This window comes from Nostoc commune NIES-4072, assembly GCF_003113895.1.
Classification (GTDB): domain Bacteria; phylum Cyanobacteriota; class Cyanobacteriia; order Cyanobacteriales; family Nostocaceae; genus Nostoc; species Nostoc commune.
This window is the reverse complement of record NZ_BDUD01000002.1, coordinates 48,327-72,779: the sequence shown is the minus strand read 5'-3', so window position 1 is coordinate 72,779 and position 24,453 is coordinate 48,327. Positions and strand designations below refer to the sequence as shown.

Sequence of the window (24,453 nt, the reverse complement as noted above, 5' to 3'; positions counted from 1 at the left end):
GGAAGGTAAAAATCATGACGGCACAGCGCCAAACTAATCAAAGAGCTAATGGACTGAAGATGGCTGATGTTGAGGCGCTTCCCGATTCTGAGCGGCAGCTCGTGCTGTGGATGTTGGAAACAGCAGCAGCAGTCAGCTTGTCTGAAGTTTCAGCTTATCTCGATCTTGGGAAAAATAAGGTAGTTGCCTCCACTATACTTGACTATTTACTACAACGTGGTTTTCTTCAGTTATTGGAAAGTGGAGGTCAGCCACGCTACAAAATAGCCTTTCGTCACCCAGATTCCAGCCCAGACACTATTACTCAAATATCTCCCGGTCAGCCTTTAGCGCTGATAGTCAATCCTTCTGGCGCTCAAACAGTTGTTGCTGGCTCTAAGTTTGAACTCTGCGTCACTGTCATCAACAAAGGCAATCAAAGCGCCTTAATAGACCTTTCTCTTGATGACAGCACTTATACCGTTCGTCAATGGTGTAGTGAACCTAACAAGCGGTTAGCTTTAAACTCAAATAGTAGTAGCGAAGTTATTTTCGAGTTTCTAGTACCCATACAAACGTTAATAGGTACATACAATTACAATATCAAAGTTGATGCGCCACAGCACTATCCAGAAGACACGCCCATACTGCACCCGCAACGATTGCAAGTTTTGCCGCCAGTGGAAACTGCCATTCGAGTTAGTGACCCTACCTTTACGCTACAACCAGTCACGACTTCTCAAACACCTACTCCTGTGCGACCCGGAGATTCTTTCTCTGTCAACGTCAGCGTATATAACCGCTCTGATCGGGTAGACCGTTTTCGCATCACTTGCCCAGACATACCGGAAAATTGGTATAAAGTGATATATCCTCAAGGGTTGGAACAAATTGGGATGCTAATAGCACCAGATGCGTTAGACCTTAACCCAGGTGCTAGGGGGGATATTCTGTTGCTGCTGACTCCTGGGCTTAATGCTGTCGCGGGAAATTACTTTCCTAGCGTCCGTCTGCATTCTGCCAATAATCCGAATTTGGCACTAATGGATGTGGTGTATTTGCAAGTTCTGCCAGTTTATGCACTAAATGCAGAATTTCTGATTTTAAGAAGCAGGGTGAGAAATCAGGAAGGTATATTTCATCTCAAGTTGAATAATTCTGGTAATACGACGCGGGAAGTTTTGATCCGCACGCAAACTGCCGATGACAAGGAGCTTTGCACTTACACTGTAGAGCCTGATGCTGTGCGCTTATTACCCAACAGTTCAACTAATATTGATTTACGGGTCAAACCTAATAAATGGTGGCGCAGACCTGTCTATGGAGCGCCGGAGCTAATTGAGTTCCGAGTTCAACTTGAAGATACTCAGCAGTTACCTCTACCTGATTATATTCCGCAAGGAACACTAATTTGGGAGCCGCGCCCTTGGTGGCAATTTCTGCTGTTATTTATAGCCGGGGTCGGGACTTTGGGAGCGATCGCTTTTTTGATTTGGGCAACTTTTTTTAAACCGCCTGCTCAACCCAAAATCGTAGAGTTTGCGGCTGACAACAATTTATATCAAGAAGTTAATAATGACTTTATCCGTCTCAATTGGCAAGTCCGCAATCCGCGACAAATTTATCTGTTGAAGCTCACGGGTCAGTCAACTGACGGGACTGCTTCTGTCGCACCGATAGTTTATGACTTTAGCAAAGGTATACCCAATGAACTCAAGGAATCTTGTAGTTGGCGATCGGTACTAATTTGTCAGAATATGCGTACAGATGCCCGTCTGCCAGGGGAATATATTTTCAACCTCCAGGTTTTCTCTAAAAGTAACCAAGAAGTAGCAGCCGATGCACTCAAAACCAATCCCATCAAAATCATCCCCATCAAAATCATCCCCTTACCCATACCAAAAATTCTGGAATTTAGTTCTGATCAACCTATCTATGAAGCAGCAAGATTAAATGCCAAACCTATTATAAAAGTAGCTCCAGGCAAAGCCAACCCCGGTAATTATATAAATAAGAGTATTTTATTGAACTGGCAAATTAGTAATCCAGAACAGATTAACCAACTCAAGCTCACGGGTCAGTCAACTGACGGGACTGCTTCTGTCGCACCGATAGTTTATGACTTTAGCAAAGGTATACCCAATGAACTCAAGGAATCTTGTAGTTGGCGATCGGTACTAACTTGTCAGAATATGCGTACAGATGCCCGTCTGCCAGGAGAATATATTTTCAACCTCCAGGTTTTCTCTAAAAGTAACCAAGAAGTAGCAGCCGATGCACTCAAAACCAATCCCATCAAAATCATCCCCTTACCTATACCAAAAATTCTGGAATTTAGTTCTGATCAACCTATCTATGAAGCAGCAAGATTAAATGCCAAACCTATTATAAAAGTAGCTCCAGGCAAAGCCAACCCCAGTAATTATATAAATAAGAGTATTTTATTGAACTGGCAAATTAGTAATCCAGAACAGATTAACCAACTCAAGATTATTGCTAAAGCGGCTGATGGTACGGCTAATATTCCAGTGGCATCATATGACCTTAGCCAAGGAATTAATAGGAAACTCAAGCAGTCCTGCCAAGTAGGAGATACCTTAATCTGTAAAAATGTGCCTACAGGTATTAAAGAAGCAGGTAACTATACATTTGAATTGATAATTTTATCTCCACAAGGACAAGCACAACCTGCTGATGCTAAAAAAATAGATAATATTCAAATTAAACCTCAACTACCCCAGATTGTGGAATTTAAGGTTAATGGTAAAGATGCGCCAGCAAAATATTTATTCCCCATTGTTGGTGCAAAAATCGCAACTAATATGAATATATCTTGGAAGGTGGAAGGGGGAAAAGACCTGAAAGTAGAATTACTGCCTGCACCTGGAACTGTACCTGTATCGGGTAATATATCTTATCCCTTAAGTGACAAGCCAAGCATTGTGACCTTGACACTGCAAGTCAAAAGTTCGGCAAGTGAACCAATTACTAGAGCAGTCACTATCGAAACCTTTGTACTACAGCCAGCGCCTAATTCTGGTGCAACATCGGCTCCTGCTGTTGGTGCGCCTACACCTGCGGAACCAGATTTGCTCTCTCCTGTGGAATTACCTCCTAAATTTGATTAAAAAAATTAGCAAAAATTCTAGCTGTTCGCTGGATATGAAAAATATATTGAAATCTATTAGTAGCAATAAACAAAAGGCTAAAGGTAAGGCTATTTTTTTCTGGTTCTTGCCTGTTTCACTGTTAGCTGTGAGTTTTTATCCTTCACAAAAGGTATTAGCTCAAGAGGAGTTAAAGGACTTTAATTACTGGGCGAGTTTGTGTGATTTGCTGGGCAGTGAAAACAAATATACTGAAGCAATGGCAGCTTGCGATCGCGCTTTAGGATTGAATCCCAAAGAGCCAAAAATTTGGACGGCAAGGATTGAACCGTTAATCAATTTAGGCAAGTATGCAGAAGCAATTGTGGCTGCGAATACGGCGATTAATTTTCAGCCTAATTATTCTTTGGCTTGGGTTTACCGTTGTCAAGCTTATTCGGGATTGGGAAAATATGAAGAAGCGATCGCCGCTTGTGACCGCGCCCTGCAAGGTGATGGTAATTGGGGACAACATACAGCCGCATTAGGTTGGTATCTCAAGGGAGCAGCTTTAGACAAGTCAGGGCAACCAGAAGAAGCGATCGCCGCTTATGACCGCGCCGTGAGTGTTAACCCTGATTATTCCTTAGCCCTAACTAACCGTTGTCAGGCTTTTTCGGAATTAGGTAAGTACGAACAAGCCATTAGTGCTTGCGAGTTGGCATTGAAAATTAACCAGAATTGGGGCAAAGCAACGCCTGCAATGGCTTGGTATCACAAAGGCTTGGTAATGAGAAAATTAGGCAAGTATGAAGCCGCCCTCGCCTCATACAACCAAGCGATCGCCATGAAAATTGACGATGCCCCTACTTGGGCAGAACATGGTTTTGTGCTAGGGCTTTTAGGAAAATATGCTCAAGCACTTTCATCTTATGAATGGGCAATCAAAATTAAACCCGACTATTCTCTGGCCTTAGCTAGTCAATGTACAGCCTTAAATCGGTTGGGAAATTATCAAGATGCCCTCGCTGCTTGCGACAAAGCCCTACAAGGCGATGGTAACTGGGGGGATCTCACGCCTGCCATTGCCTGGAACCAAAGAGGAAATGCCCTCGTTGGCGGTGGTAAGTACGAAGAAGCACTAGCTTCTATTGACCGTGCCATCGGTTTAAAAGCTGATTATGCCGAAGCTTGGAACAATCGCAGCGTCGCCCATTGGTATTTAGGAAGATTGCAAGATGCCCTGGCTGCTAGTAATCGTGCTACAAAACTTCAGCCTAAATACTCTCAGGCTTGGTTCAATAAAGCCCGCATCCTCAGAACTTTAAAACAGTATCCCAATGCTTTAGCTGCTTACGATCAAGCGCTGGCTGGGGATGCGAAGTCAGGCGATAACCTCACCCTGTCCGATATCTGGACAAATCGCAGCGTCGTACTCTGGTATTTAGGAAGGTATGGTGAAGCCTTAGCTTCTAGCGATCGCGCTGTTAGTATCAATCCAGAGCTATTTCAGGCATGGTACAATCGCGGCGTGATTTTATCTGAGTTGAAACGCTATCCAGAAGCACTCACAGCTTATGATCGGGCAAATGCGCTCAAGGAAAACGATCCTTTTGTCTTAGTTGGTAAAGGCATAGTCTTCATGAAACTAAACAAAGATAAAGAAGCGATCGCGGCTTTTGATGCTGCGTTAAAAATTGATGCTAATAATATTGTTGCTCAGCAAAACAAAAAGTTTATCCAGCGCAAGTTGGAACAAAAAAAGATGTCAACACCGCCTCCTCATCCAAAATTAAACAACTGAAATTATCTAAAAATACCCGAATTTTCTCTACTCTGGGAAAATGAACATCTACCAAATCCTTCATTTGGTGAGCAAAATCTTTTTTGGTTCTTGACTGTGTAACTTCTAATACCATTTCACGAAAAATCTGATACAGATGCAAACCTTAAAAGCATTGCTGTATCTAAGTTTTTTAATTGCGAATTGCGAATTGTGAATTGGTATAACATGTCGCCAGCCGTAGTGTGGAGCATAAAAAACAAATAAGTTACACACCCCTTGACGAGAGTATTGGTAATCTATTCGTGGTGGTTGTCCAGGTTCACAAGGTAAAGCTTTTACTATATCAGTCAATAATTGATAGGGTCTTTCGTCAAAACAAACAATCGGGTTGAAAGGGGTAAAATACTCCGCATATAAGCATAGTAAGTCTTCCATTCTATATATGCCTTGGTGCAGCCCAGTGTGGGCATTCGTTGCACCATTGATTGCTGGAAAGTATTACTTGTGGGTCTGTCATTTTTTAGAACCCCTTCAGAGTAAGAACTCTCAACTTAGTTCCTAAAAGACAACACAAAATTAGAGTGATCGCTTTCACGATTTAGGCTCTACGCTAATACTGCTTAGGTTTTACATACTTCATAGAAGAAGTATACCACTATTTCCACACATTGTGTAAATATAGGAGTATCAGTGAGAGAAATCGTAATGCAAGGAATACCTTTGGATTTGGTATCCCGGATTGACTGGGATCAGGAATATGGTGAGTTTTTATTTCAGCAAAGAGAAGACAAGAAACTTTCTAGAGAAGAAGTAGCACAAGCAATTACAGGGCTTGGAGAACCTTGTTCTCAGCAGTTAATTCATAAAATAGAAAAATGGAAGGGTAAAGGTGATCGCTCTGTTTCTTTGTCTCTTATCTTGAAATATTGTCAAATTTTAGGGATCGAGCTTAGGCAATTTTATCCTGTTGTAGCGCAAACCCTTAGTTACCCATTGTTACAAAAAATCTCGTCCGTAGGTGTTGACCAGTTTCCATAAAATATGTAAAATAATAAGAGATAAAACAAAGGACAACCGCTTCAGCCTGGAAAACTTGTGCGATCGCCCTTTGACCCTTTTACAGGAAATCTTATTATGACCCATCCAACTTACACACAGCAAGCCCTTTCCCGCTATAACCTCCCCCGCCTCAAAAGAATCGCTGCCGAACGTGGCGTAACACCCACCGGGGACAGAAGAGCGACCCAAACCTGGGTAAACGCAATCATCACCCACCAATCCACCAAGCTTCAGAAAGTTGACAACCAAGCCGCAGCCCAAGCCGAACTCGACGACTACATCACTAACCAAAATGATATTTGTAAATTCTAAAAGTTTTGTGACCTGTAAGTGAAAACTTTTAACTGAGTTGTTTAAATCAAGAGTTGCACTTATATTTTTTGCCATAAAAGGTAGACGTTAAAACTCTGGAAAGATTACTTAACCGGAATCCTACCTTGTTTTTGACCTTTATAAATTTTTGCACACATCACTAGACTTAAAATTGGTTGACAGCTTATGTATTAATACGGCTCTTAATGTAATAAATATTTTTTAGTACTGAAGAAAGTTGTTAGCGATCGCTGGTTTTTGATCCTACCTCACCAAATCGCGTTGCTCCCGTAAAGACTGCATTAAAAGCTTTTATCTATTTACTTGCTTGTTAATAGCATACATAAGTTTGATAGCGAAACAAATAAACTAAATCCATACTTTCGCAAAAATTCACTCTATTGAGAGATTTTTGAGTTATTGGTAAGGCGGTCTAATAATTCCTGCCTCCACTGAAAAACATCTTGCTGAGTAGTCCTAGCAAGCATACAGATTTCCCATGAAAGTCTAGCATCCTCAATTTTACCTAGAGCTTCTTGCACCTGAGCCAGCAAGCAGACAGCATCTATTCTCTTGCTATCTAAATCACTTGCTTTTTGTAAATATGTCTCTGCCTCGTTATACTGATTTTGCATGAACTTTGCCCAACCCAAATTTTTATATAAAGCAGCTTGTAGTTTTGGGTCTTCAGTCAGGCGCAATCCTTCAAGCGCTAATGCACTAGCCTGGGTATAGTCTTCTTTGAGATTTCTGAGGCGTGATAAATCATTGAGCGCAGGCACTGCTTTTTTATTAATTCTAATTGCTATTTTATATTGTTCTTGAGCTAAATCCTCTTTTCCTTCTTGATCATAAAAACTTCCTAACCTATAATATCCCTCCCAGTCATTAGGCTTTAATTTCAAAATCTGCTGATAATTATTTAAGGCACAAGCGACTTCTCCAAGTTGCCAACAAACTACAGCTAAACTATTATAAGCATTTATATCTTTATCATTATATTTAAGGGCTAATTCATAATATTTTTTCGCTAGTTTGAAGTCGTTAAAATGACGGGCAGCTTGCTCTAAGTAAAACTGGGAAACAGAAAGTTTAAGTTGGGAATTATATTCTATAGCTTGGTTAAAATAGTTTTGTGCAGTTTGGGAATCATTTGCTATTTCTGCTTTTTTGCCTTCTACTACCAACTTATTAGCCATTATTGGGAAAAAAACTTGGAACCCTCCAAAAACCCCTAAAGCAATTAATGTAACTAATACACTAAATAAAAATTTTTTAGACTTAATTAATCTATTTGATTTGCTTTGCAGAGAAAGGCTTTTTAACCTCTGCAAAATTACTTGAGTATTTTGTGGACGTTGCCCTGGGAAGGGAGCCATCAAATCATCAATAAAATCAGCCAAAGATTTATCGATATGAGGTGCTTTATTCCTCCAAAGTAGCCTCCCTGTTTTTTCGTCGCTTTTAATTTGAATTAAAGGAATACCAGTAACTAAGTTAACAAAAGTTCTGCCTAATGCATAAAAGTCTGACTGTGGTACAGCTTGCCCATTAATTTGCTCTAAAGGGGAGAAACAAGCTGTCCGAACGATAGTTATGTCATGCCCACTACCTAATCCTGTACTGGTTCCTCCGCTAGTGCTAACTTTCGCTAAGTAGGTTCTAGTAATATCTCTTGCGCCACCAAAATCAATAAGTGCTAATTTGCCGTTGGGTTGAAAAATAATGTTATTTGGCTTAATATCTCTATGAAACACACCAGAGCGGTGAACTAAATCAAGAATATCCATTAATTGTGAAAGCCAATCAATTGCTAGGCTCTGAGGAATTTTTCCATAAGATTTTATCCACTTCCCTAAGTCCTCTCCTTCAAACTTCTGCATTACTAAGCAATGCAATTCTAAACGATTGTCATTCAGCCTCAAAGCAAAATAATCTCCTCTATTAGACTTAGGAATTCCAGGATGGTCAAGAATTTGTAATAAAATTGATTCTCGTCGAAGCAGTTCAACTAATTTAGGCTCGTCTATCCATTTTAAGATTTTCATCACTTTTCTTTGAGGATGTGGATAGGATTCTGTGCTATCATCCTCATCCTCAACAATACCAACGTCTTCAACCTCAAAAATATCTGTATAAGTATATGGATCTTTATCTAAAGAACGTAACGGATGTAACAAACGAAAACGTTTGTTTATTAATAATGGATTCCCGCAAGCTAAACAATTTTCAATATTATCAAGATTGTGACGCTGAGTACAAAGAGGATTTATACAGTAGCTCACATTCGCTCCTGAACGGCATTACTTGTTTGCGATGCACTTGTCTTATCGTACACCAAGCCGAGTGCATCGACCAAAATATACTTCTTAACTACTGGTTCCAAACTATAACAAATTTCCTGTTTACTTGATTTTCTACTAGTTTCAATTAACGAACGTTCATCTAAGGCTTCCATTGCTGTTATTACTTCAGAAACTGACACTTTTAAACCTAATCGTTCTTTTAATCCACTAACAAGCTTAAAAAAAGGAATTGGAGTTGAATCTTTTGATAGCTCTTCTGCTAAAAAAATCATGATTTTTTTTTGGAGATCACTTAAAAAGCCAGCTCGCCCAAATTGCATATTAAGCATTACTTTAAGTCTAGGGCCAATTACCGTTGTTTCATAATCAAAGAATTTTTGAACATTCCCTCCAAAAATGCGGTTAATTCGTTCAGCAACTGTATCTAACTCTGATGGATTTCCGCGATAATTTTCAATTAATTGTATACATCCGTCCCCAAATAATCCTTTATCACGTAGCATTTGCATTGCAGCATTTGAGTCTAAGCCTTCCAAGCGTAAAGATTCAATAGGCAAACTTTGAGTTACGTAAGCAATGTCCTTTAAAGGCACTTGACTCGTTACTAATATGCAGCTTTTATGACGACCTTTTGTAATTCCAACAAAAAAGTCTTCATATTCTAATCTTTTTTTAAAACTCTCTACTTGTGCCACTTTTTCAAACCCATCTAATACTAGTAAACAGCGATGCAGATGAAAATGTTTTGATAGCAAAGAAATTTTTTCTAACAGAGTTTCTTCCTCTGCTTCTAAGTCAAAAATACTAATTAATTCAGTGACTATTTCATCAATGGAGAAATAACGAGTAACTGTATTCCAAACTATGTATTCATATGCATCTGATTTATCTAAAAGTATTTCTTCGATTACTTTCGCTACCAATAGACTTTTACCTATTCCTCCTATTCCAGTTATGGCTATGCAAGATTTTTTAGAAAAATTAATTTGCTTTTTCAAATCAATAATTTCTTTTTTTCTACCATAAAAAAACGCTGCTTTGGGCAGATCTCCATATATTCTTGTCTTGCCCACTAGACAATCATCGTCCAGCCTAGATGCTTCCAGCTTTATACAATACTCTTTTGCTACTTTAAGCAAAATATTTTTTAAAGTTATTTTTTTTACCTGCACCCCATTACCGATTACCTTTGAAAGTGTTGTCCATAACTGTGGTCCAACTTCCTGCTGCAAATAATACCCACTGTATCCAGAATCACTTGCTATTTCCTTATAGTCTTTACCATGCCAAGACCCTTCAATTACAATCCTTTCAGCTTTAGTCAAACGTTTTCCAGTATAACTAAGAACTTGAGCTTCTAGTATGTCAATTACTGTTCTTATGTCTAAATTTTGACTTGAGTTCATGCTTGAGCCGTAATACCACTACAAACAATACTGTATTTGATCTTACTTATGACCAATCTTGTCAACCCCTATTCCCTTTACAATTATTAACTTAGAGTAGGGATTACAATCTGCCCTTCAAGTTATAAGATTTAAAATGTTACATGGCTTAAATAGCAATAGACACCTGTGAATACATTGTCACGGTTATAGGTTAGCTATTTTAAAGCTGAAATTGACCAATCCCGTACCAGCAACTACCTTCCATAGGTAGCTAGACTTACGGACAAAACCGATCATCAGGTCTAATTGTAACATCTGGCGCAGGTTTACTTAAGTTAAAACCCTTCCCCGGATAGGAGGCTTGGCACAAACATCACAAGTGTGGAGAACTTAAAAGTGAAAAGTAAAAATCTCACAGAACAACTGTTATTACAAAGACGCTGGACACAAGAGCTTTGAAGACTATTGCGAAAACGAGTTGACCAAACATGGTGGATATCGCCGGGTCAGAGATTTGCTTTCTGCCAAAAAAGTAGTTGATACTCTACCTATTGAACTGAGGGCGCATATTACCAAACCTTCTCAGACTCGTTTCCTACTCCGACTGGTCAAAACTCCCGATAAGTTACAGGAAGTCGTAGCGATCGCAGCCAAAGAAAAACCCTTCCCCACTGCCGCAGATTTCGCTCAAGCAGTACAACTTGTCGCACAAACAACTGGAAAAACCACAAAAAGCGAAGAAAGTCAAACGCAATTGTGTAATTCTGTCACTGTTTCATCACAATTGCATCCGCGCTATGGCGAAGAAGGAGTAATTGAGGCAGACGCACCGAATAATTCGCAGCAGATTGTCACCTTCTCTGATAGTGAAAGGCTGCTGGTAAACAATGCTGATTTGGATGCCGCAATTGTGTCACCAGACCGGACTTATCCGAAAGAATACACCGAAGCGATCGCTGCACTCAAAGAGCAACATAAGCTTGAGCTAGAGTGCCTGGAGCAGGAATTGAGGATTGGACTACAAGCAGAGGTTAAGGCTAGAGCCGAAGCCCAAGTAAGTGAGCAAATCCAATCCTTGCAAAACCTGTACAGGCAACAGAAGGAGGAAAATATCCAGTTGCAGCAGCGCTTAGACGAGATGGAATCGCTACGGCAGTTGGAAACTGAGAACCAGCAGCTAAAAGAGCGCATTCGGGATTTGGAAAACGCCTTTGAGCCGCATCAATTACAAGATTGGGGGAATACCTATACTAAACAAGGGGCTAAAGCATTAAACAAGAAGGTTCAGCAAGCACTGGAGAAGACAATTGATTTGAGAACTCTGGCAGCAGAGCCACCCAAAGAAAATGCGACTGAATGTCTGCGCCTCATGGGTATGGCATTGAAAAACCTAAGCATTGCCATGAACAATACCCAAGCTCTTGAGGCGGCGGCCATAATTTTGGGTACTAGTCCCACACTCTCTGCCATCGCAACAAGGACGGAGCAATTACAACTATTACCCCAGGCGGTTAAGGAAATTAGGCAAGTACTTGCACGTATTGAGTTTACATGGCTTGACTTTTGGGCTGTGGCTGAAAAATACGAGGTGATAAAACCTGACTACTGGGCTGAACTTACCACCCAGGAGACTGATTTAATCACACAAGCTCGAAAAGACAGTGAACAGTTAACAGTTAACACTTAAGCTAATCGTCATTCATTTTTCCTTCTTTGATTTGCTGTAAGGACAACTTTACGGGTTCTGCTCCCGGAGTACAGCATGACTGATGACTGATAACTGATAACTGTTCACTGATGAATGCGGCATAGGTGCAATGTCGCCAAAATTGTCATGGAAAATTTTAGGAAAAAATGTGAATACAAATAAAAATGCAATTAAGAGTGGCAACAAAGAGCGATTCGAGCCTAAACCAGATTGCAAGGTATCAGTTGAGCAGAGCGAACACCCAATTGAATACCCAAACAATCTCACGCCTGCCGAGTACCATGAGTTGCTAGCTGGTAGTGCTATTCATCCAGCACTGATTGAGAGCAGTTTCTTCCACATAGAAGGAGAAACAATCTACGACTACCTGTTCATCTCTAATAAAATTCCTCGCAGAAATGCAGGTCGAGTCACGGATGCATACATAAGGCAATATCAGCATCTATTACTGGGGGGAACATGGATTCAATCTCTTGACCCCTTCAACAATTGGCAACCAATGGAGTGGGGGCGGATTAAGCCCAATTTCCCTCGGATTGATTGGGAAAAAGGTAAACCAGTTAAGTACGAGTCGCCACCTAAGACAGCAAACCGCGTTACCTACTTCGATATTCGCAACTGTATTTGGGACAAAGTTGCAAAACGTTATTTAATTAAGCGCTATCATTCAGTTTTGGCGCTGCGCTTACTGGATAAACTCAATCCACTAATATTTTGGGAGTGGGTGAAGCAGCATCCAGAGATTCCAATTATCTTATGCGAAGGCGAAAAAAAAGCTGCTTGCTTGCTGAGTCTGGGGTTTGTAGCGATCGCACTGCCGGGAATTTGGAACGGGCGCGTGGGCAAACAAGATTTTGATGAACGGTTGCATCCTGACTTAGTACCGATGGCTCAGGCGGGACGCAAGTTCATTATACTATTCGACTACGAAACCAAAGCCAACACCCGTTGGTCAGTGTTTCAAGCCACTGTTCGCACTGCAAAAGCAATCTTAGCTGCTGGTTGTGAATGTGAAGTTGCACTGTTGCCGGGACCAGAAAAAGGTGTAGATGATTTCGTGGTAGCCAGGGGTGAAGATGCCAATACCCTACTAACTGCAATTATTGATGATGCCAAATCACTTGCCGATTACCAGCGCTCGTATCGGGCTAAAAAATGGGGTTTGAGTAGGTATAAACCCGATGTCACAGTCAATATTAAATATCTGAGCCAAGCACTCTGCATTCCGGATCTGGAGGAAAAATGTTCATCTGTCCCAACTCTTTATGATATCGAAAAAGAGCAATTGTTTACCCCAAGTGTTAGCTCTACAAGCTGTGGGGAGGGAGAAGGAAAACAAGAGTTAATAATTTCTGACTGCCCTGACCACAAACCCAGTACCCAAAATCCCAAAAAGTCTTTCCGTTTTCCAGAAATTGGACTGGTTGTACTGTGGAGTGATATGGGCACTGGTAAAACTGAACTTATGCGCTGGTGGCGTGACCAAAACCCCAACGCGCGGTTCCTTAACAATGGGCATCGGGTTAACTTGTTGAAAAATCTTGCCGAACGCTTGCAGACGGCGATGTATTCCGACTTGGGTTACACAGGTTTAGCCCAGGCTCAAGCCCTTAGTATTACTATCGACAGCTTGCATAAGCTGAATACTCAGTCTCTCACCTACGGCTGCATATTTATAGATGAAGCCTGCCAATACCTCACCCACCTACTACACAGTAATACTTGCAAACAGCACCGTGCAGCAATACTTGAAGTCCTGGAATATATAGTATACAACGCGCCACTGGTCGTCATCGCTGATGCACACATGGAGGGAGCAACGCGATTTTGTGAGGTGCTAAAATCTGGGACGTATATAGCTTGTTTCAGGATGCGATCGCAACTAAAAAACCAGATTTTGTTGAGAATATAGGGGTGTAATTGAGAACTAAACCCCGATCTCACTTTTTCGCGTTGCTCCCGGTTTGGGTTTAGCCTGGATGCTGGAGAGAATCAAAAGCCGAACATCGGGACAGAACTTACATGATTTGTTAAAGGCTGTTCATCTATCAGGTTCAGCGTTAAAACCGAGATACTTTAACACCTTGGCTCGGAGTAAGAATGCTGAGTTTAAAGCTGAGGAAGTAGCACAAATTGTTGAAGTAGCGGAGTTGTCTCGGAAAGAATACTGGAATAAAGTATCTATTTGGCTGAGTATGAATATTCCTGTTGATATTCAGCAAGTAATTATTGGTGGGGGAACATCGGAATATTTAGTTGCTGAGTTGAAAAACTTATTTACTTATACCGAGATTTCATGGGCGGCAGAATTAGAAGAGGATGTGCGCTTGGCTTTTAACCTGCCGATTAAAAAAGATGCGTTGTGCTTACGTTTCACGGATGTATACGGATTATTCCGTTATCAAAACGCTACATCAGCTATTTCAAACCATCGTGCGTCCTAGTAATTTGCTCGTTTTAAAGGAATATTAGCAATGTTTTCAGATGTTGAGTTTCGCTTACGAAGTAGAGTTAAGACTGATAGCTCCGAAGCAATGCTGTTTAAGTATTTAAACTCCAGAAATACTCTTTATCCTGCGAAAGATATGGTGATAATTGCTATTAGCAGCTATTGGCTTCCTTTAGCCTATCAAGCCCAAGAGCAACCCGTAGATTTAGAACCACACATTCGTGCTTGTCTTTACCGCCTTCAACTTCACTCTTCATATCTGATGGGACTGCTGGGAGAAATCCCGTCTCAGGCAGCCACGATGATTGCAGTAGACAGAAATTCACTTTCATCACTTTCCCTTCCATCCAATATTCCCCCAACAGAACCATCTAAGATTTCCCCAACAGAACCGTCCAATATTCCCCCAACAGAACAAAGACAGTTAAAAGTTGACTGGTTAAATCCTTTTTCAACTTTATCTAAATAGAAATTGATAATTATGTATCAACCACAAGAACTTTTCAACAACCTCTCACCATCCGAAATTAGCCGAACTTTACGCTTGAGTGGGATACCTGAAAAAGAGTTATATACCGAGAATGATGCAGACAGGTTTCGTGAATGTCGCACCTTAATTGAGCAGGGTAGAAATGATGAGGAAGTAATGGCTCTATTATCTCCAGTTGTTGACAATGCACTGTCAGAAACTCAGGGCAATTCCTCGTCGTCAACGAAGAATGGAGGGAAAAAACAAGGAAAAAAAGCCCAATCACCATTAGATATCACTGAATTACTAGTTATTGCTCGTGAAAGAGGCTATAAAATCGCACTTTCTCAGGCTTTATTAATTCTCCAAGTCTGCGGACTATCTGAGCAAGATGAGTATAGCCCAGATGAGTGCGAACGCTTTCTTGAAACCTACAAATCAATAAAAGAGCAAAACAAATCCTTTGAAGAAGTTGCAGCCAGCTTAACAACTCTAAGTAAAAGCGAAAATTCTCAACAATTAAAATTAGATGCAGTCATTGAGAATGTTAGTGAAAAAGCTGTAGCGGCAAGAGAAGATTTATCTAGCTTGATTGATAAAATTACTGCTGCTCAGGCTGAAGAAGCCCCAGAGTTAGTTCAATCACTTTACCTGAAAAATGTCGCATTGAAATTACAACAGAGCGATTCTGAAAATAACCTCTTCGCTCAATTAGAAGAAAGAATCATGGCTCGAATTGCCCAAAAAAAGCAACAGAGGGCACAGTTATCTGGAATGAATTGGGAGACGACACCCTCATTGCCTTCTTCGCCAATGCCGATGCTGTCGCCCAACGTATCCAAGAATGGAATGAATACCGATTAAAACAAGAAATTGCAGCCAAAGAACGCACTATTGATATTCAAGTCGAAAAAGCCTCCGATGCTAAAGCCAATAAATTAGCTGCCCACAAGCTGGAAAAACTGCAAGCTTGGAACGAAGCACAACTAGAACGTCAAAAACTTCGTCAAAACCGCTTTGAACAGTTCAAAGGACTTGTTTTTTGGCTCGGTGGTTGGGTCGGTTCTGGCCGCTCTGGTATTTTCTTTTTTGGCTCTGCCATGTTAGCTTCTGCGACTTTTGCAGGAGTAACAATCATTAATCTGCCAACAAATCTTTCCTGTCCTGATCCCAAAAGTCCCTGTTATCTGGTATATCAAATGCGATTTAACAATAAAAGTGTCATTCTTCCACAACAGACCAAGGATATTATTGCTGAGTATGAGCGCAATAAGAGTAAACCTAAACGGCGCAGATAATTAATTTATTAGAGGAGAAAATACTGTTAATTCTCCTCTAAGCAATTTTTTAGTCAGGTATAAGTCATTCCCTACAAGCTTTTGAAGCCATTGGAGAGCTGTATTTTTAGTCAGGTTTTCAAGTATGTTTTGTATTGCTCTGAGTTGCATTCCAGAAAGTCTAGATAGTCCTCAGCAGCGAAAGCGATTGATGCTTTTATCAAAGAGCTATGTGACAAGTAAACCTTAATATCCAGTAGCGGATTAGTTTTATGCAGGAGCAAAAGACGTTAGAAACTTATCAACAGGCGATCACAATTTATGAAACTGCGATCGCTGCTTTACTTAACGATGCGTAACCGCCGTAGGTATCGCTTTTTTCACATATTCAGATAAAATCACTGTATTTGATGGATAAAAACTTTCTTTACAGCCTAACCTCACCTACTTTAATAGGAGGTGTCCTTATCGAAAGGCAAACTGTCAACATCCTCAAAGTTACGCAGGTCTTGCTCCATCTGCTGACGACGTTGGACGTATGTTCTGCTATCTTCAATCCTTCCTCTCATTAACCATGCACCAAAGTTGATGCCTTGTTCTACGTGTGAGGCAGACACTTTATTGTAATTATCAACCTCCATTTTCTTGCGCCACTCAAGCTGTTCGAGGGCACTTTCACTGATGCCAATTTTCTGAGCATATTCTACATATTCAGGTCTGAGAGAACCATCTGGGTTAAACTCCTTTTTTTCTTGTTCAGTGAAGAAATCGTAGGCTGTGTAGATTGGCCACGGTTCTGGATCAGTCTCATCCAGGTGCTTCCACTCGTCATACTCTTCTTTTACTCTACGAGCATAACTATCAATTGCTCCTGGATGTGCGCCATTAGATAACTTTTGTTGTCTTACTTCATCTTTTAAAGTTCCATCTGCATTGAATTCTTTCTTATGCATATTTATCCAACGTTTAATTCTCGACATACAAACCTCTCAAGAGATTAACCAAGTTTCATTAACTTCTTAAAACCATGACTCTGGAAATTAAACATTTTGATCCCAGGCTCAATCAATGGATTTATACAGATGAGTGTCAAACTATTTTAACTGAAAAGCTCAGTAATACTTTACTGGAATTTTACTTTCCTGATAAAAAATTCTTCTTTGGACATTCAGATGAATACAGTACAGATGAAAACTTAAAAAATCATCCAGATGGACATATCCTACTATTATCTTCAAAAACTCGCTTACTTTATGGAGAAAAGGAATGTTTAGAAACGATTCAAAAAATTTGTCCAGATAGTAAAGACCGTGGGGCTTATGGTTCCATCTTCCTTGGGGCTTGTAAAAATGCGATTCACGAAAAGCTAAATATTCTGGTAGTAGATGATTCTACTGATAACAGGGGTGAAAATGGAGGGATATTATCGAATGATTTGGCATATAAATTAGTTGGCGATTGTTATGGGCAGATTTCAACACAACTTTACGACAAGCTAACCTTAAGAGAATCCCAAGCAGATAAAAGCTATCGTGTAATTCAGCATCGATTCGGTTGGGTGGATGGAGTTGGAGAAGATACTACTAAATACCGTTTTGGCAAAGGAACACTCCGACCATACAGATTAGATAGAATAGAATATGCAAATCCTAAAAACGAACCAAAAATCGATATAATTCTCCCCGTAAGCAGTTTTAAGGGAACAGACAAGGATAGACCAGAAGGCCCCACTAAACCTCAAATTCAACCAGGATTATATCAGCAAAATATTTGGTTAGCTGAAAAAGGGCAATCTCAGCAAGGTCAGATGTCTATCTCCCAACTCTTGGCATCTTTCCCTCACGGACTTAAAGATTTTATTGAGGAACTAGAGGTACAAGCTCAAAGATTAACCTCTATTCAAGATGATCCAAGACTTATTGCTGCTTACTATTGTGAAAGATACGAAAAACGTAAAGAATCATTGAGCCAAAATAAATTAAAAGCATCAGAGATTATCAATCAAGAAACAGATGTTAAAAACTTAGGGGCAAATGATGACTTAGATGCAGATCAGGAGTTGGATAATGATCCCGGCAAAGATGACTTGTTCATGTACAAACTCATTAAAGCTGATTTACTAAGGCATCAGCAGCTTTTAGAAACTGAGAAGGTCAAACAAGAATTAAGCCGATTTGTCCAAAGTGAGTGGCGAGATATTGCTATTGGGAAAACGCTTACTTTTGACCGAGCAATGATTATTCCTTCCAAGGAACTCAAAAATGGTGAAATTTGTGCCCCTTGGCTGGAACTTGGAGAAAAAGTTCTTAACTTTCGTTCTCCTTTCCTCAACTCTAATGGATTGTGTGTGTCTATCAATAAACACGTTGAAGACCGCCTTTCTCCAGATGGTGAACCCTTAGAAGGCATAATTGTGGTCAATGACGAAGACCACAAGCGCATACAGCAAAGAATTACAGAGTTAGAAGCACGAGGGGTTGATGTTGATTTTATCGATCCAGCAGAAACAGAATCAGAACGCCAAGCACGAGACTACGATGGTGACTGCATTGGTGTAGCAAGAGCTAGCTTATATCCTAATCTGACAGCAGAGGCAGAGCGAAGAAATCTTCCACAAAACGCCTATTCGCCCACGGTTAAGCTCAAAAAACAATCATTTTATGAACCCACCGATGGAACCCAGCCGCCATTTGAAGAAATAGCTATCCACATGAGTGATAGCATCAGCGTGGGCATAATCAACAATCAAGTGACAGCACTGGAAGCATTAGAATCGGAAATTGAGGTACTTAAAACTTATGGTACCTTAGAACAGCAATCAACTTATTTAGACCAAGTATCTAAGCGCTATCAAAGTTTATTTGAACAGGAACATGGCGAGAAGCCCAAACCAATTAGAGCAGAGTACAAGCCTTTCATGCAATCTGTTGTAGCTCTAGCAGAGAATCCTAACAGAACGCCAGATATTATTCAGCAGGCGATGGATGCTAATCGGCTGATGTACCGAGAAATGATTGGTGAGGGGTGTTATCAAAACCAAATAGCAGTTGATCTATTCAAAAGCGCTAAAAAACCTGAGATGGATAAAATCCGGGAGAACAGCCGCTACTTGTATCGTGATGTTAATTATATTAAAGATAAGAAATCTTCGTCAGTTTATTTAAGCACGGGGATAACACCAAAGGGTTACTCACCAGTAGAATTATTAATTAGCCAAACTAATAAATATTTCCAAGAATCACAGTTAGAATCGCGCCCCATCGTCCAGTTTAAAGACTTGTTCAAAAGAGTAGAATTTACACCACAGCAGAAATTTGCAGCGATCGCCGCGAAGTACGAGTTCGATCTGAAATTCAACGCTGCGGTTCGTGCCTCAAGGCGGCGAGAAACAGAGTCTGGCCCTAGCGCAATTGTTCAAACGGATTCAGGAACGCAACTCGAAATTACCAACCTCACCCGCTACGGGCATCCCTTAATCTGGAAAGCCCAGACACTTAATATTCGCCTAGATGAGATTAAATTCACAAACAGTGAACGCCCCCACAAATTACTAGCAGTTGCACAGATAGATGGCGAGGTTGGGTCAGATGGAAAACCCGCTTACCGCAACCTGGGGACAGTTAGCCAACAATCGCAGGCAGATTACAATCTCAAGGCGGGGATGACCATGCAGGGAGCTAAACTCCTAGAACTAAAACCAGAACTTACTAGAAGCCAAACTAAACTGGGAGCAACGCGAAAAAGTGAGATCGGGGTTTAGTTCTCAATTACACCCCTATATTCTCAACAAAATCTGGTTTTTTAGTTGCGATCGCATCCTGAAACAAGCTATATACGTCCCAGATTTTAGCACCTCACAAAATCGCGTTGCTCCCAACTAAACTATTCTTTGCCTTGGCGCAGGAGACGGCAGAAGCATTTTACGCTTCTATCCCAGAGTCAGAAAAACTTGCTCTATCCGCCGCCGCTTGGAACATCTGTGCATCCCGCCAAGATGAACTTGAAGTTGCAAGAAAAGAAAATGCAAATCCCCAGGCGATCGCTAAAAAAGTCTCCAATTTTGCTTTCGCTGCTTTCCCCAATGAGATTATCTCCCGCTTGGAGAAACTGCAATTTAGCGAACCGAAGTTAGTCACACTTAATAATGAAGCAAATCAATTTTTGGGCAGAAAGTGGAACCCAGACGAAAAACACCCCATAGAAATCAGAGCCTCTCATCACCCACCGGGACACGAACGCCACGTTTCCAGACTGTTATTTGTACAGGATAGTGACGGCGAATATAAAGAATTCGCCATGTTGGAGACAAGAACTGGACAGCTACCGATTGGCACAAAGGCGCAAGCTAATTTCCTTGGGGTGGAACCTGCTACTGCTAAGGCCACTATTGGTTTACCTGGAAATGAACCCATTGAGATTACCATCCGCGAACTCAAGAACTTCTCTTATGCAGGACAGGTTTTTAATGCCGAACCGGTCAACTTAGAATTTGGCACTGTGCCGGTGACTGACAAAACAGTAAAAATTAAGTTAGATGGTAAAACATTAGGGGAGTTAGACAGCGATTCTGTCCAGCAGTTAAAACAAGTTGATTACCTGAAAAATGGTAATCCCCTAAAATTAAAGCTCACGTCAATCTCCGAAACTGGAGATCAAGCTTTTGTCCTGGGTGAATCTCCCAATGGTAATCTCCTCAAAATCAATAAAATCAACTTTTATGATTTTTCTGGTCAGTCATTTTCGGATCGAGATTACCGAAAACTGACTATCGAAACGCCACCTTTAAAAACTAGAGATGCTGTATTTTTAAATGGTGAACCCTTGGGGGTATTACATTTCAAGAAAGACAAAGATGCGCTCAGACAGCTTGGACTACTCAAAACTGGACAACTTACACCCGCTCCCGCGATCATTGAAAGTAATTTCTCTGTGATTTGCGCTCAAATTGACTCTAATACCGTTGAATATCCCCAGAAGTGGACGAAGGAATTTCAGGTTTTTGGGACTCAATCGGTTAATTCTGAACAACAAGACATGATTGAGAGTAGTGGGAAAATTCTACATCATATTAAAGAGCGTCCTACTTTCTTATTTTCGACAGAATCAAACAAAAAACTTGGAGTCATGGGCTTGGCTGTTGACAACCAGAAAACTGTGACTAAATGGTTAACTGCTCAAAAAGTTGTATATTCCCAAGTCCCGCCCGAAGATGTTATCAGGGAAACTAAAAAAGGTCTAGCGGTATTTAACTTAGTCAGCAGTTCAATTCCCCCCAAAACTTTGGAGAACATGACCAAGAAATTTGGATCTGTGATTGAATCTACTCTTGAGTATCAGCAATTTGTTAGCTCCCTCGCCACACGACCGCAGTTTTTGAAACCACCAGAACAAACAGCACAATCCCCACCTAACCAATCTATAACTCCATCACTTTCCACTACTCCTTCTACAATAGACATTACTAATAGTACAAAAACCGAACCTCTAGGTGTAGAGAAGCCCCCGACAGTTACTATTGATGATTTGAGAAATTGGTACAATGCCGCAGATAAGTTAGGGAAGTCGGAGAATTACAAAAAACGCATTGTAGAAGTGGCTAATGGGTTTAAAGCTGGTGAGCAATTATCAGCCGAAGCGTTAACAGTAATGAATAAAGATAAATTTGAACTTGAAGCCATCAGTCGGTTGACTCAAATTGCTCAAAGGATTGGCATGGTCTGGGGTAAGTCTGATGAAAATATTACTCAAGTTCAAGGAAAGATTTATGACTTGGCTTTCAATACCCAGCAGAGAGATTTAACTATTTCGCAGAAAAATGGAGAGGTAATTTTAAACTTGCAATCTGGTCAGGTACAGACTAATAAACTAACTTCCCAGATATTGCAAACTTTTGAGGATGCTAATACTCAAATTGATAAAATATTAGCTAAATCTCAAATACAACAAGTAGACTTACAAAGATAGATTTATCTGCCTCCGGCAAGGCAGAAGGCAGAGGGTAATTCTTGCTGGAGGAAAGAATAAGTTTTAAATTTTGCCTTTTTGCCTTGCTAAATTGGGTTTAAGCTCCCTGCTAAATCGTAGATTTAACGGTCTACAATTACTGTTATTGTCAGAATCCCCTGTAATTGACCTTCTACCTTCTGCCTGAATTATTCATATCAAAGCCAAAGATGCATCCAATTCAAGCTTTACAGGTTCAAGCGATCGTTCCATGAATTCGTTTTCCTAGTCCCTGCTGAAACAATCAGCTTACGGCAATGCATGAGCTGATCGCTTGTGGCTTCTACAAGAAAACCACACCAAATGGTAAAAAAGTGTTTGATAAAAATGCGTTAGCGTTAGCTCCTCTGAAAGAGGTTCGCCACAAATTAAGCTTACTTTCAGAGTACCCCAACCGTGCAGCAAGGTTCAAAGTTCCAGCATTGTGGGTGGATGCTTGGTGTCAAAGGTGCTTTGTATCGTTCACGGAAATGGTAAAGTGGCGAAGGGTTATTCAGCGAGATGCGACAAGTCCATGAGACAGTTACAACAAACACATGAGATTTTAGTCAAAGATTGTGTCGGTTACATTAATCGTGTACTATTGTATTAGTACAAATATACTGTAGTCTACGATGAGCAAGCCAAAAAGTGTTAAAGATTGCAAAAAGAGCAACTATAATTAAGCAATAGAAACATTGGATAAAATCTTTATATTTTATTAAATAAAAAGGATTATGAATCTCTATATACATTTAATACATTTATATTTTTTCATTAATTAGACTATTTTGTGGCAGTTAACAGAGAGAAAGGTCATGTTGGATAAACTAATAAAATATTTTGTCTACGCGACAAAAGGGTATATTACAAAAACACAGCTAATCAAGTTTTTGTATTTAGCTGATCTTTACTCTGTTAAGTGGACAGGAAAGCAGCTGACTGATCTAGATTGGTGTTATTATCAATTTGGCCCTTGGAATGAAGGTATAGATACTGCTTTAAATCAAATGAATGGGAAAGAGATTATTCAAGAGTCTCAGTATAATGCAACATATATTAGACCTGTGAATCAAGTTGCTCAGGCAGATGATTTGGACATACCTCTCAGTATTAAGTTTGTACTGGATAATATTCGTAGAGAGTGGGCTGGCTCAGAGAAACTGAATCAGTTACTAGATTATGTATATAGCACTGCTCCAATGGTGGAAGCAAAAAATACCCATCGACCAGAAGAGAAAGTTAAACTTAACTTACAAGCAGAAAGAGAAAAATTAGTCAGTGAGTTAGGATTGTAAAGTGGCTGGAAAAAGACCTAGACAAGGTTGGATCTATTCTACAAATCCCTATAGGGTATCTCTTCGTTGCAAACTGGGTCATATTCATATTTATAATTTAGATGAGCCTGCTGAAGTAGAATGTCAAACTTGTAGTGAGAATATTAATTCAAGTAGGGTTTTTAGAGGTACACATCCTTATATCATCTGGACAAGTGATCAGTTTCAAGATGAATCTGGATATATAGCAACGTTTTCTGTTATTCCTCTGACTTCACAAACTACATTTAACGGTTTACCAACCACATATCCAATTAATTCTACAAGTAGAAATGGTCTTGATAAAAATTCCTACGCTTTAGTTCATCAAATATGTACTGTTGATGCTAATTGCTTTAAAGGCTCATCAGCCAATTGGTTAGAGAGAATTGGACAATTGGATAAAGCAGATAGAGAAGCTATAGAAGAACGTTTAAAGTATTTTTTGAGTATTCAAGAGAATCCTAGTGAAGACTGGTTTGCTCAAAATGCGTCTCCAGAACTTTTGAAAAAAATCTTTGATTATCTACCTGAAGATACAAAAAATTTAGTAATAGAAGAATTAATTAACAATTTAGACTCATAATACCTGTATATTTGTCAATAACATTGATATTCTAATTATTACAAATTCGGCAATCTCCGTACTGCTGTTAGCTTGGTCAGTGCAAAGTGCGATCGCTGATGGAATGGCACGCTTGATTTATGTGAAACCTGCTTGCTGACTATCTTGTTGGGGGTAGGGTGTAGGAAAAAAATCAAGAAAAGTAAATATGAGTGCGAACATAATTGAAAAAGAATTCAGCTATTCAGAATTCAGGAGTCAGCAATCTTGACGCTCTCTACGAGACGCTACCCGAACGTAGACTCGCTATCCGCCAGTCATAGAGAATACCCAACTGAATTCTGACTCCTGACTCCTGAATTCTGTTTGATAAACTTCTTTGCAGGGAGCAACGCTGGCATGAGCATTACTACACCCCACACCCAAAAACCTTATAAATAAGGGATTTAGCGTTATCAAGCGTACTATTCGGCTATAAATCAAAGTCAAGGCTGAAGGTTTCCGGTTCAGAATCTTCTTCTTTCTCTTGTGCAAATGAAGTTTGAGTCCAAGATGTAAGTTGGTTTGACCCAGTATTAATGGGTGTGTCAGCTAAAAGTTGTGCAGGTAATCCAGCCTTGATGAAAACAAAATAGCAATCAACGATAAAGTAAAGCGTGTCCAGGTAACTTTTATCTAGTTTTTGGGATTCTGCAAATATGCGCTCTCGGTAATTATCTTTGAGGCGAACTTTTTCCGGTGCTAAGTCTTTTTTATCTGCCATTGTAATAA

At 40.2% G+C, this 24,453-nt stretch carries 16 protein-coding genes and 2 pseudogenes; 14 read left to right on the top strand and 4 right to left on the bottom strand.

Translation table 11 applies throughout. The annotated features are described in order from the left end of the window. Positions 1–14 precede the first annotated feature (14 nt). The 4 genes from CDC33_RS32600 to CDC33_RS32585 all read left to right on the top strand — a co-directional run bounded on the left by CDC33_RS32600 (position 15) and on the right by CDC33_RS32585 (position 6,222). Positions 15–3,107 (top strand): COG1470 family protein, encoded by a 3,093-nt coding sequence (locus tag CDC33_RS32600; RefSeq protein ID WP_181374281.1) that lies wholly within the window; start codon positions 15–17, stop codon positions 3,105–3,107. A 34-nt stretch (positions 3,108–3,141) separates the two neighbouring features. Next, positions 3,142–4,869: a tetratricopeptide repeat protein gene (locus CDC33_RS32595; protein ID WP_109012824.1), complete on the top strand. Its 1,728-nt coding sequence runs from the start codon at positions 3,142–3,144 to the stop codon at positions 4,867–4,869. A 672-nt stretch (positions 4,870–5,541) separates the two neighbouring features. Next, positions 5,542–5,889 carry a helix-turn-helix domain-containing protein gene (locus tag CDC33_RS32590; protein WP_146195895.1) on the top strand — a complete coding sequence of 116 codons (348 nt, stop codon included), beginning with the start codon at positions 5,542–5,544 and terminating at the stop codon, positions 5,887–5,889. A gap of 96 nt (positions 5,890–5,985) precedes the next feature. Next, entirely contained in the window at positions 5,986–6,222 is a 237-nt protein-coding gene (locus CDC33_RS32585) for a hypothetical protein (RefSeq protein ID WP_181374280.1), read from the top strand. 398 nt (positions 6,223–6,620) lie between these two features. Here the strand turns inward: CDC33_RS32585 and CDC33_RS32580 are convergent, their stop codons facing one another. Both CDC33_RS32580 and CDC33_RS32575 read right to left on the bottom strand, forming a co-directional pair. After that, positions 6,621–8,507 carry a protein kinase domain-containing protein gene (locus CDC33_RS32580; RefSeq protein WP_181374279.1) on the bottom strand — a complete coding sequence of 629 codons (1,887 nt, stop codon included), beginning with the start codon at positions 8,505–8,507 and terminating at the stop codon, positions 6,621–6,623. Further along, positions 8,504–9,934 carry a helix-turn-helix domain-containing protein gene (locus tag CDC33_RS32575; protein ID WP_109012822.1) on the bottom strand — a complete coding sequence of 477 codons (1,431 nt, stop codon included), beginning with the start codon at positions 9,932–9,934 and terminating at the stop codon, positions 8,504–8,506. The genes CDC33_RS32580 and CDC33_RS32575 overlap by 4 nt, the downstream gene beginning before the upstream one ends. A gap of 460 nt (positions 9,935–10,394) precedes the next feature. Between CDC33_RS32575 and CDC33_RS40790 the strand changes: the two genes are divergently transcribed. The 6 genes and pseudogenes from CDC33_RS40790 to CDC33_RS32545 all read left to right on the top strand — a co-directional run bounded on the left by CDC33_RS40790 (position 10,395) and on the right by CDC33_RS32545 (position 15,840). After that, positions 10,395–11,603 carry a hypothetical protein gene (locus CDC33_RS40790; RefSeq protein WP_369694403.1) on the top strand — a complete coding sequence of 403 codons (1,209 nt, stop codon included), beginning with the start codon at positions 10,395–10,397 and terminating at the stop codon, positions 11,601–11,603. A gap of 265 nt (positions 11,604–11,868) precedes the next feature. Continuing rightward, positions 11,869–13,446: pseudogene (locus CDC33_RS32565) on the top strand (DUF3854 domain-containing protein); the annotation flags it as partial. 157 nt (positions 13,447–13,603) lie between these two features. Further along, complete coding sequence (locus CDC33_RS32560; protein WP_181374278.1) at positions 13,604–14,068, top strand: hypothetical protein; 465 nt, start codon at positions 13,604–13,606, stop codon at positions 14,066–14,068. Between the two features lie 30 nt (positions 14,069–14,098). Then, a complete protein-coding gene (locus CDC33_RS39390) occupies positions 14,099–14,542 on the top strand; it encodes a hypothetical protein (protein WP_181374277.1) in 444 nt (147 codons plus the stop codon). 12 nt (positions 14,543–14,554) lie between these two features. Continuing rightward, the gene (locus CDC33_RS32550) at positions 14,555–15,406 is read left to right on the top strand and encodes a hypothetical protein (RefSeq protein WP_109012821.1); all 852 of its coding nucleotides are present in this window, start codon (positions 14,555–14,557) and stop codon (positions 15,404–15,406) included. Further along, positions 15,322–15,840: a hypothetical protein gene (locus CDC33_RS32545; RefSeq protein WP_109012820.1), complete on the top strand. Its 519-nt coding sequence runs from the start codon at positions 15,322–15,324 to the stop codon at positions 15,838–15,840. The genes CDC33_RS32550 and CDC33_RS32545 overlap by 85 nt, the downstream gene beginning before the upstream one ends. A gap of 428 nt (positions 15,841–16,268) precedes the next feature. On the opposite strand, the gene CDC33_RS32540 is transcribed toward CDC33_RS32545, so the two are convergent. Next, the gene (locus tag CDC33_RS32540; RefSeq protein WP_181374276.1) at positions 16,269–16,799 is read right to left on the bottom strand and encodes a hypothetical protein; all 531 of its coding nucleotides are present in this window, start codon (positions 16,797–16,799) and stop codon (positions 16,269–16,271) included. Between the two features lie 47 nt (positions 16,800–16,846). On the opposite strand from CDC33_RS32540, the pseudogene CDC33_RS42035 reads away from it, so the two are divergent. From CDC33_RS42035 to CDC33_RS32515, 4 genes and pseudogenes are all read left to right on the top strand, one after another. Continuing rightward, positions 16,847–21,783, top strand: a pseudogene (locus tag CDC33_RS42035) (hypothetical protein). A gap of 296 nt (positions 21,784–22,079) precedes the next feature. After that, positions 22,080–22,340 (top strand): hypothetical protein, encoded by a 261-nt coding sequence (locus tag CDC33_RS32525; protein ID WP_109012819.1) that lies wholly within the window; start codon positions 22,080–22,082, stop codon positions 22,338–22,340. Between the two features lie 279 nt (positions 22,341–22,619). Beyond that, positions 22,620–23,099 (top strand): type II toxin-antitoxin system antitoxin SocA domain-containing protein, encoded by a 480-nt coding sequence (locus CDC33_RS32520; protein ID WP_109012818.1) that lies wholly within the window; start codon positions 22,620–22,622, stop codon positions 23,097–23,099. Position 23,100: 1 nt separating this feature from the next. Then, on the top strand, positions 23,101–23,703 hold the full coding sequence (locus CDC33_RS32515) for a type II toxin-antitoxin system PemK/MazF family toxin (RefSeq protein ID WP_109012817.1): 603 nt from the start codon (positions 23,101–23,103) through the stop codon (positions 23,701–23,703). Between the two features lie 451 nt (positions 23,704–24,154). Here the strand turns inward: CDC33_RS32515 and CDC33_RS32510 are convergent, their stop codons facing one another. Next, positions 24,155–24,445, bottom strand: a complete 291-nt coding sequence (locus tag CDC33_RS32510) for a hypothetical protein (RefSeq protein WP_109012816.1) — start codon at positions 24,443–24,445, stop codon at positions 24,155–24,157. Positions 24,446–24,453 lie beyond the last annotated feature (8 nt).

What these genes read in the sequence shown, in the direction of transcription:
- CDC33_RS32585 (WP_181374280.1), top strand. Translation starts at nt 5,986, where the DNA reads ATGACCCATCCAACTTACACACAGCAAGCCCTTTCCCGCTATAACCTC.
- CDC33_RS32560 (WP_181374278.1), top strand. Translation starts at nt 13,604, where the DNA reads ATGCTGGAGAGAATCAAAAGCCGAACATCGGGACAGAACTTACATGAT.
- CDC33_RS32600 (WP_181374281.1), top strand. Translation starts at nt 15, where the DNA reads ATGACGGCACAGCGCCAAACTAATCAAAGAGCTAATGGACTGAAGATG.
- CDC33_RS32540 (WP_181374276.1), bottom strand. Translation starts at nt 16,799, where the DNA reads ATGTCGAGAATTAAACGTTGGATAAATATGCATAAGAAAGAATTCAAT.
- CDC33_RS32520 (WP_109012818.1), top strand. Translation starts at nt 22,620, where the DNA reads ATGTTGGATAAACTAATAAAATATTTTGTCTACGCGACAAAAGGGTAT.
- CDC33_RS32550 (WP_109012821.1), top strand. Translation starts at nt 14,555, where the DNA reads ATGTATCAACCACAAGAACTTTTCAACAACCTCTCACCATCCGAAATT.
- CDC33_RS32575 (WP_109012822.1), bottom strand. Translation starts at nt 9,934, where the DNA reads ATGAACTCAAGTCAAAATTTAGACATAAGAACAGTAATTGACATACTA.
- CDC33_RS39390 (WP_181374277.1), top strand. Translation starts at nt 14,099, where the DNA reads ATGTTTTCAGATGTTGAGTTTCGCTTACGAAGTAGAGTTAAGACTGAT.
- CDC33_RS32510 (WP_109012816.1), bottom strand. Translation starts at nt 24,445, where the DNA reads ATGGCAGATAAAAAAGACTTAGCACCGGAAAAAGTTCGCCTCAAAGAT.
- CDC33_RS32595 (WP_109012824.1), top strand. Translation starts at nt 3,142, where the DNA reads ATGAAAAATATATTGAAATCTATTAGTAGCAATAAACAAAAGGCTAAA.
- CDC33_RS32525 (WP_109012819.1), top strand. Translation starts at nt 22,080, where the DNA reads ATGCATGAGCTGATCGCTTGTGGCTTCTACAAGAAAACCACACCAAAT.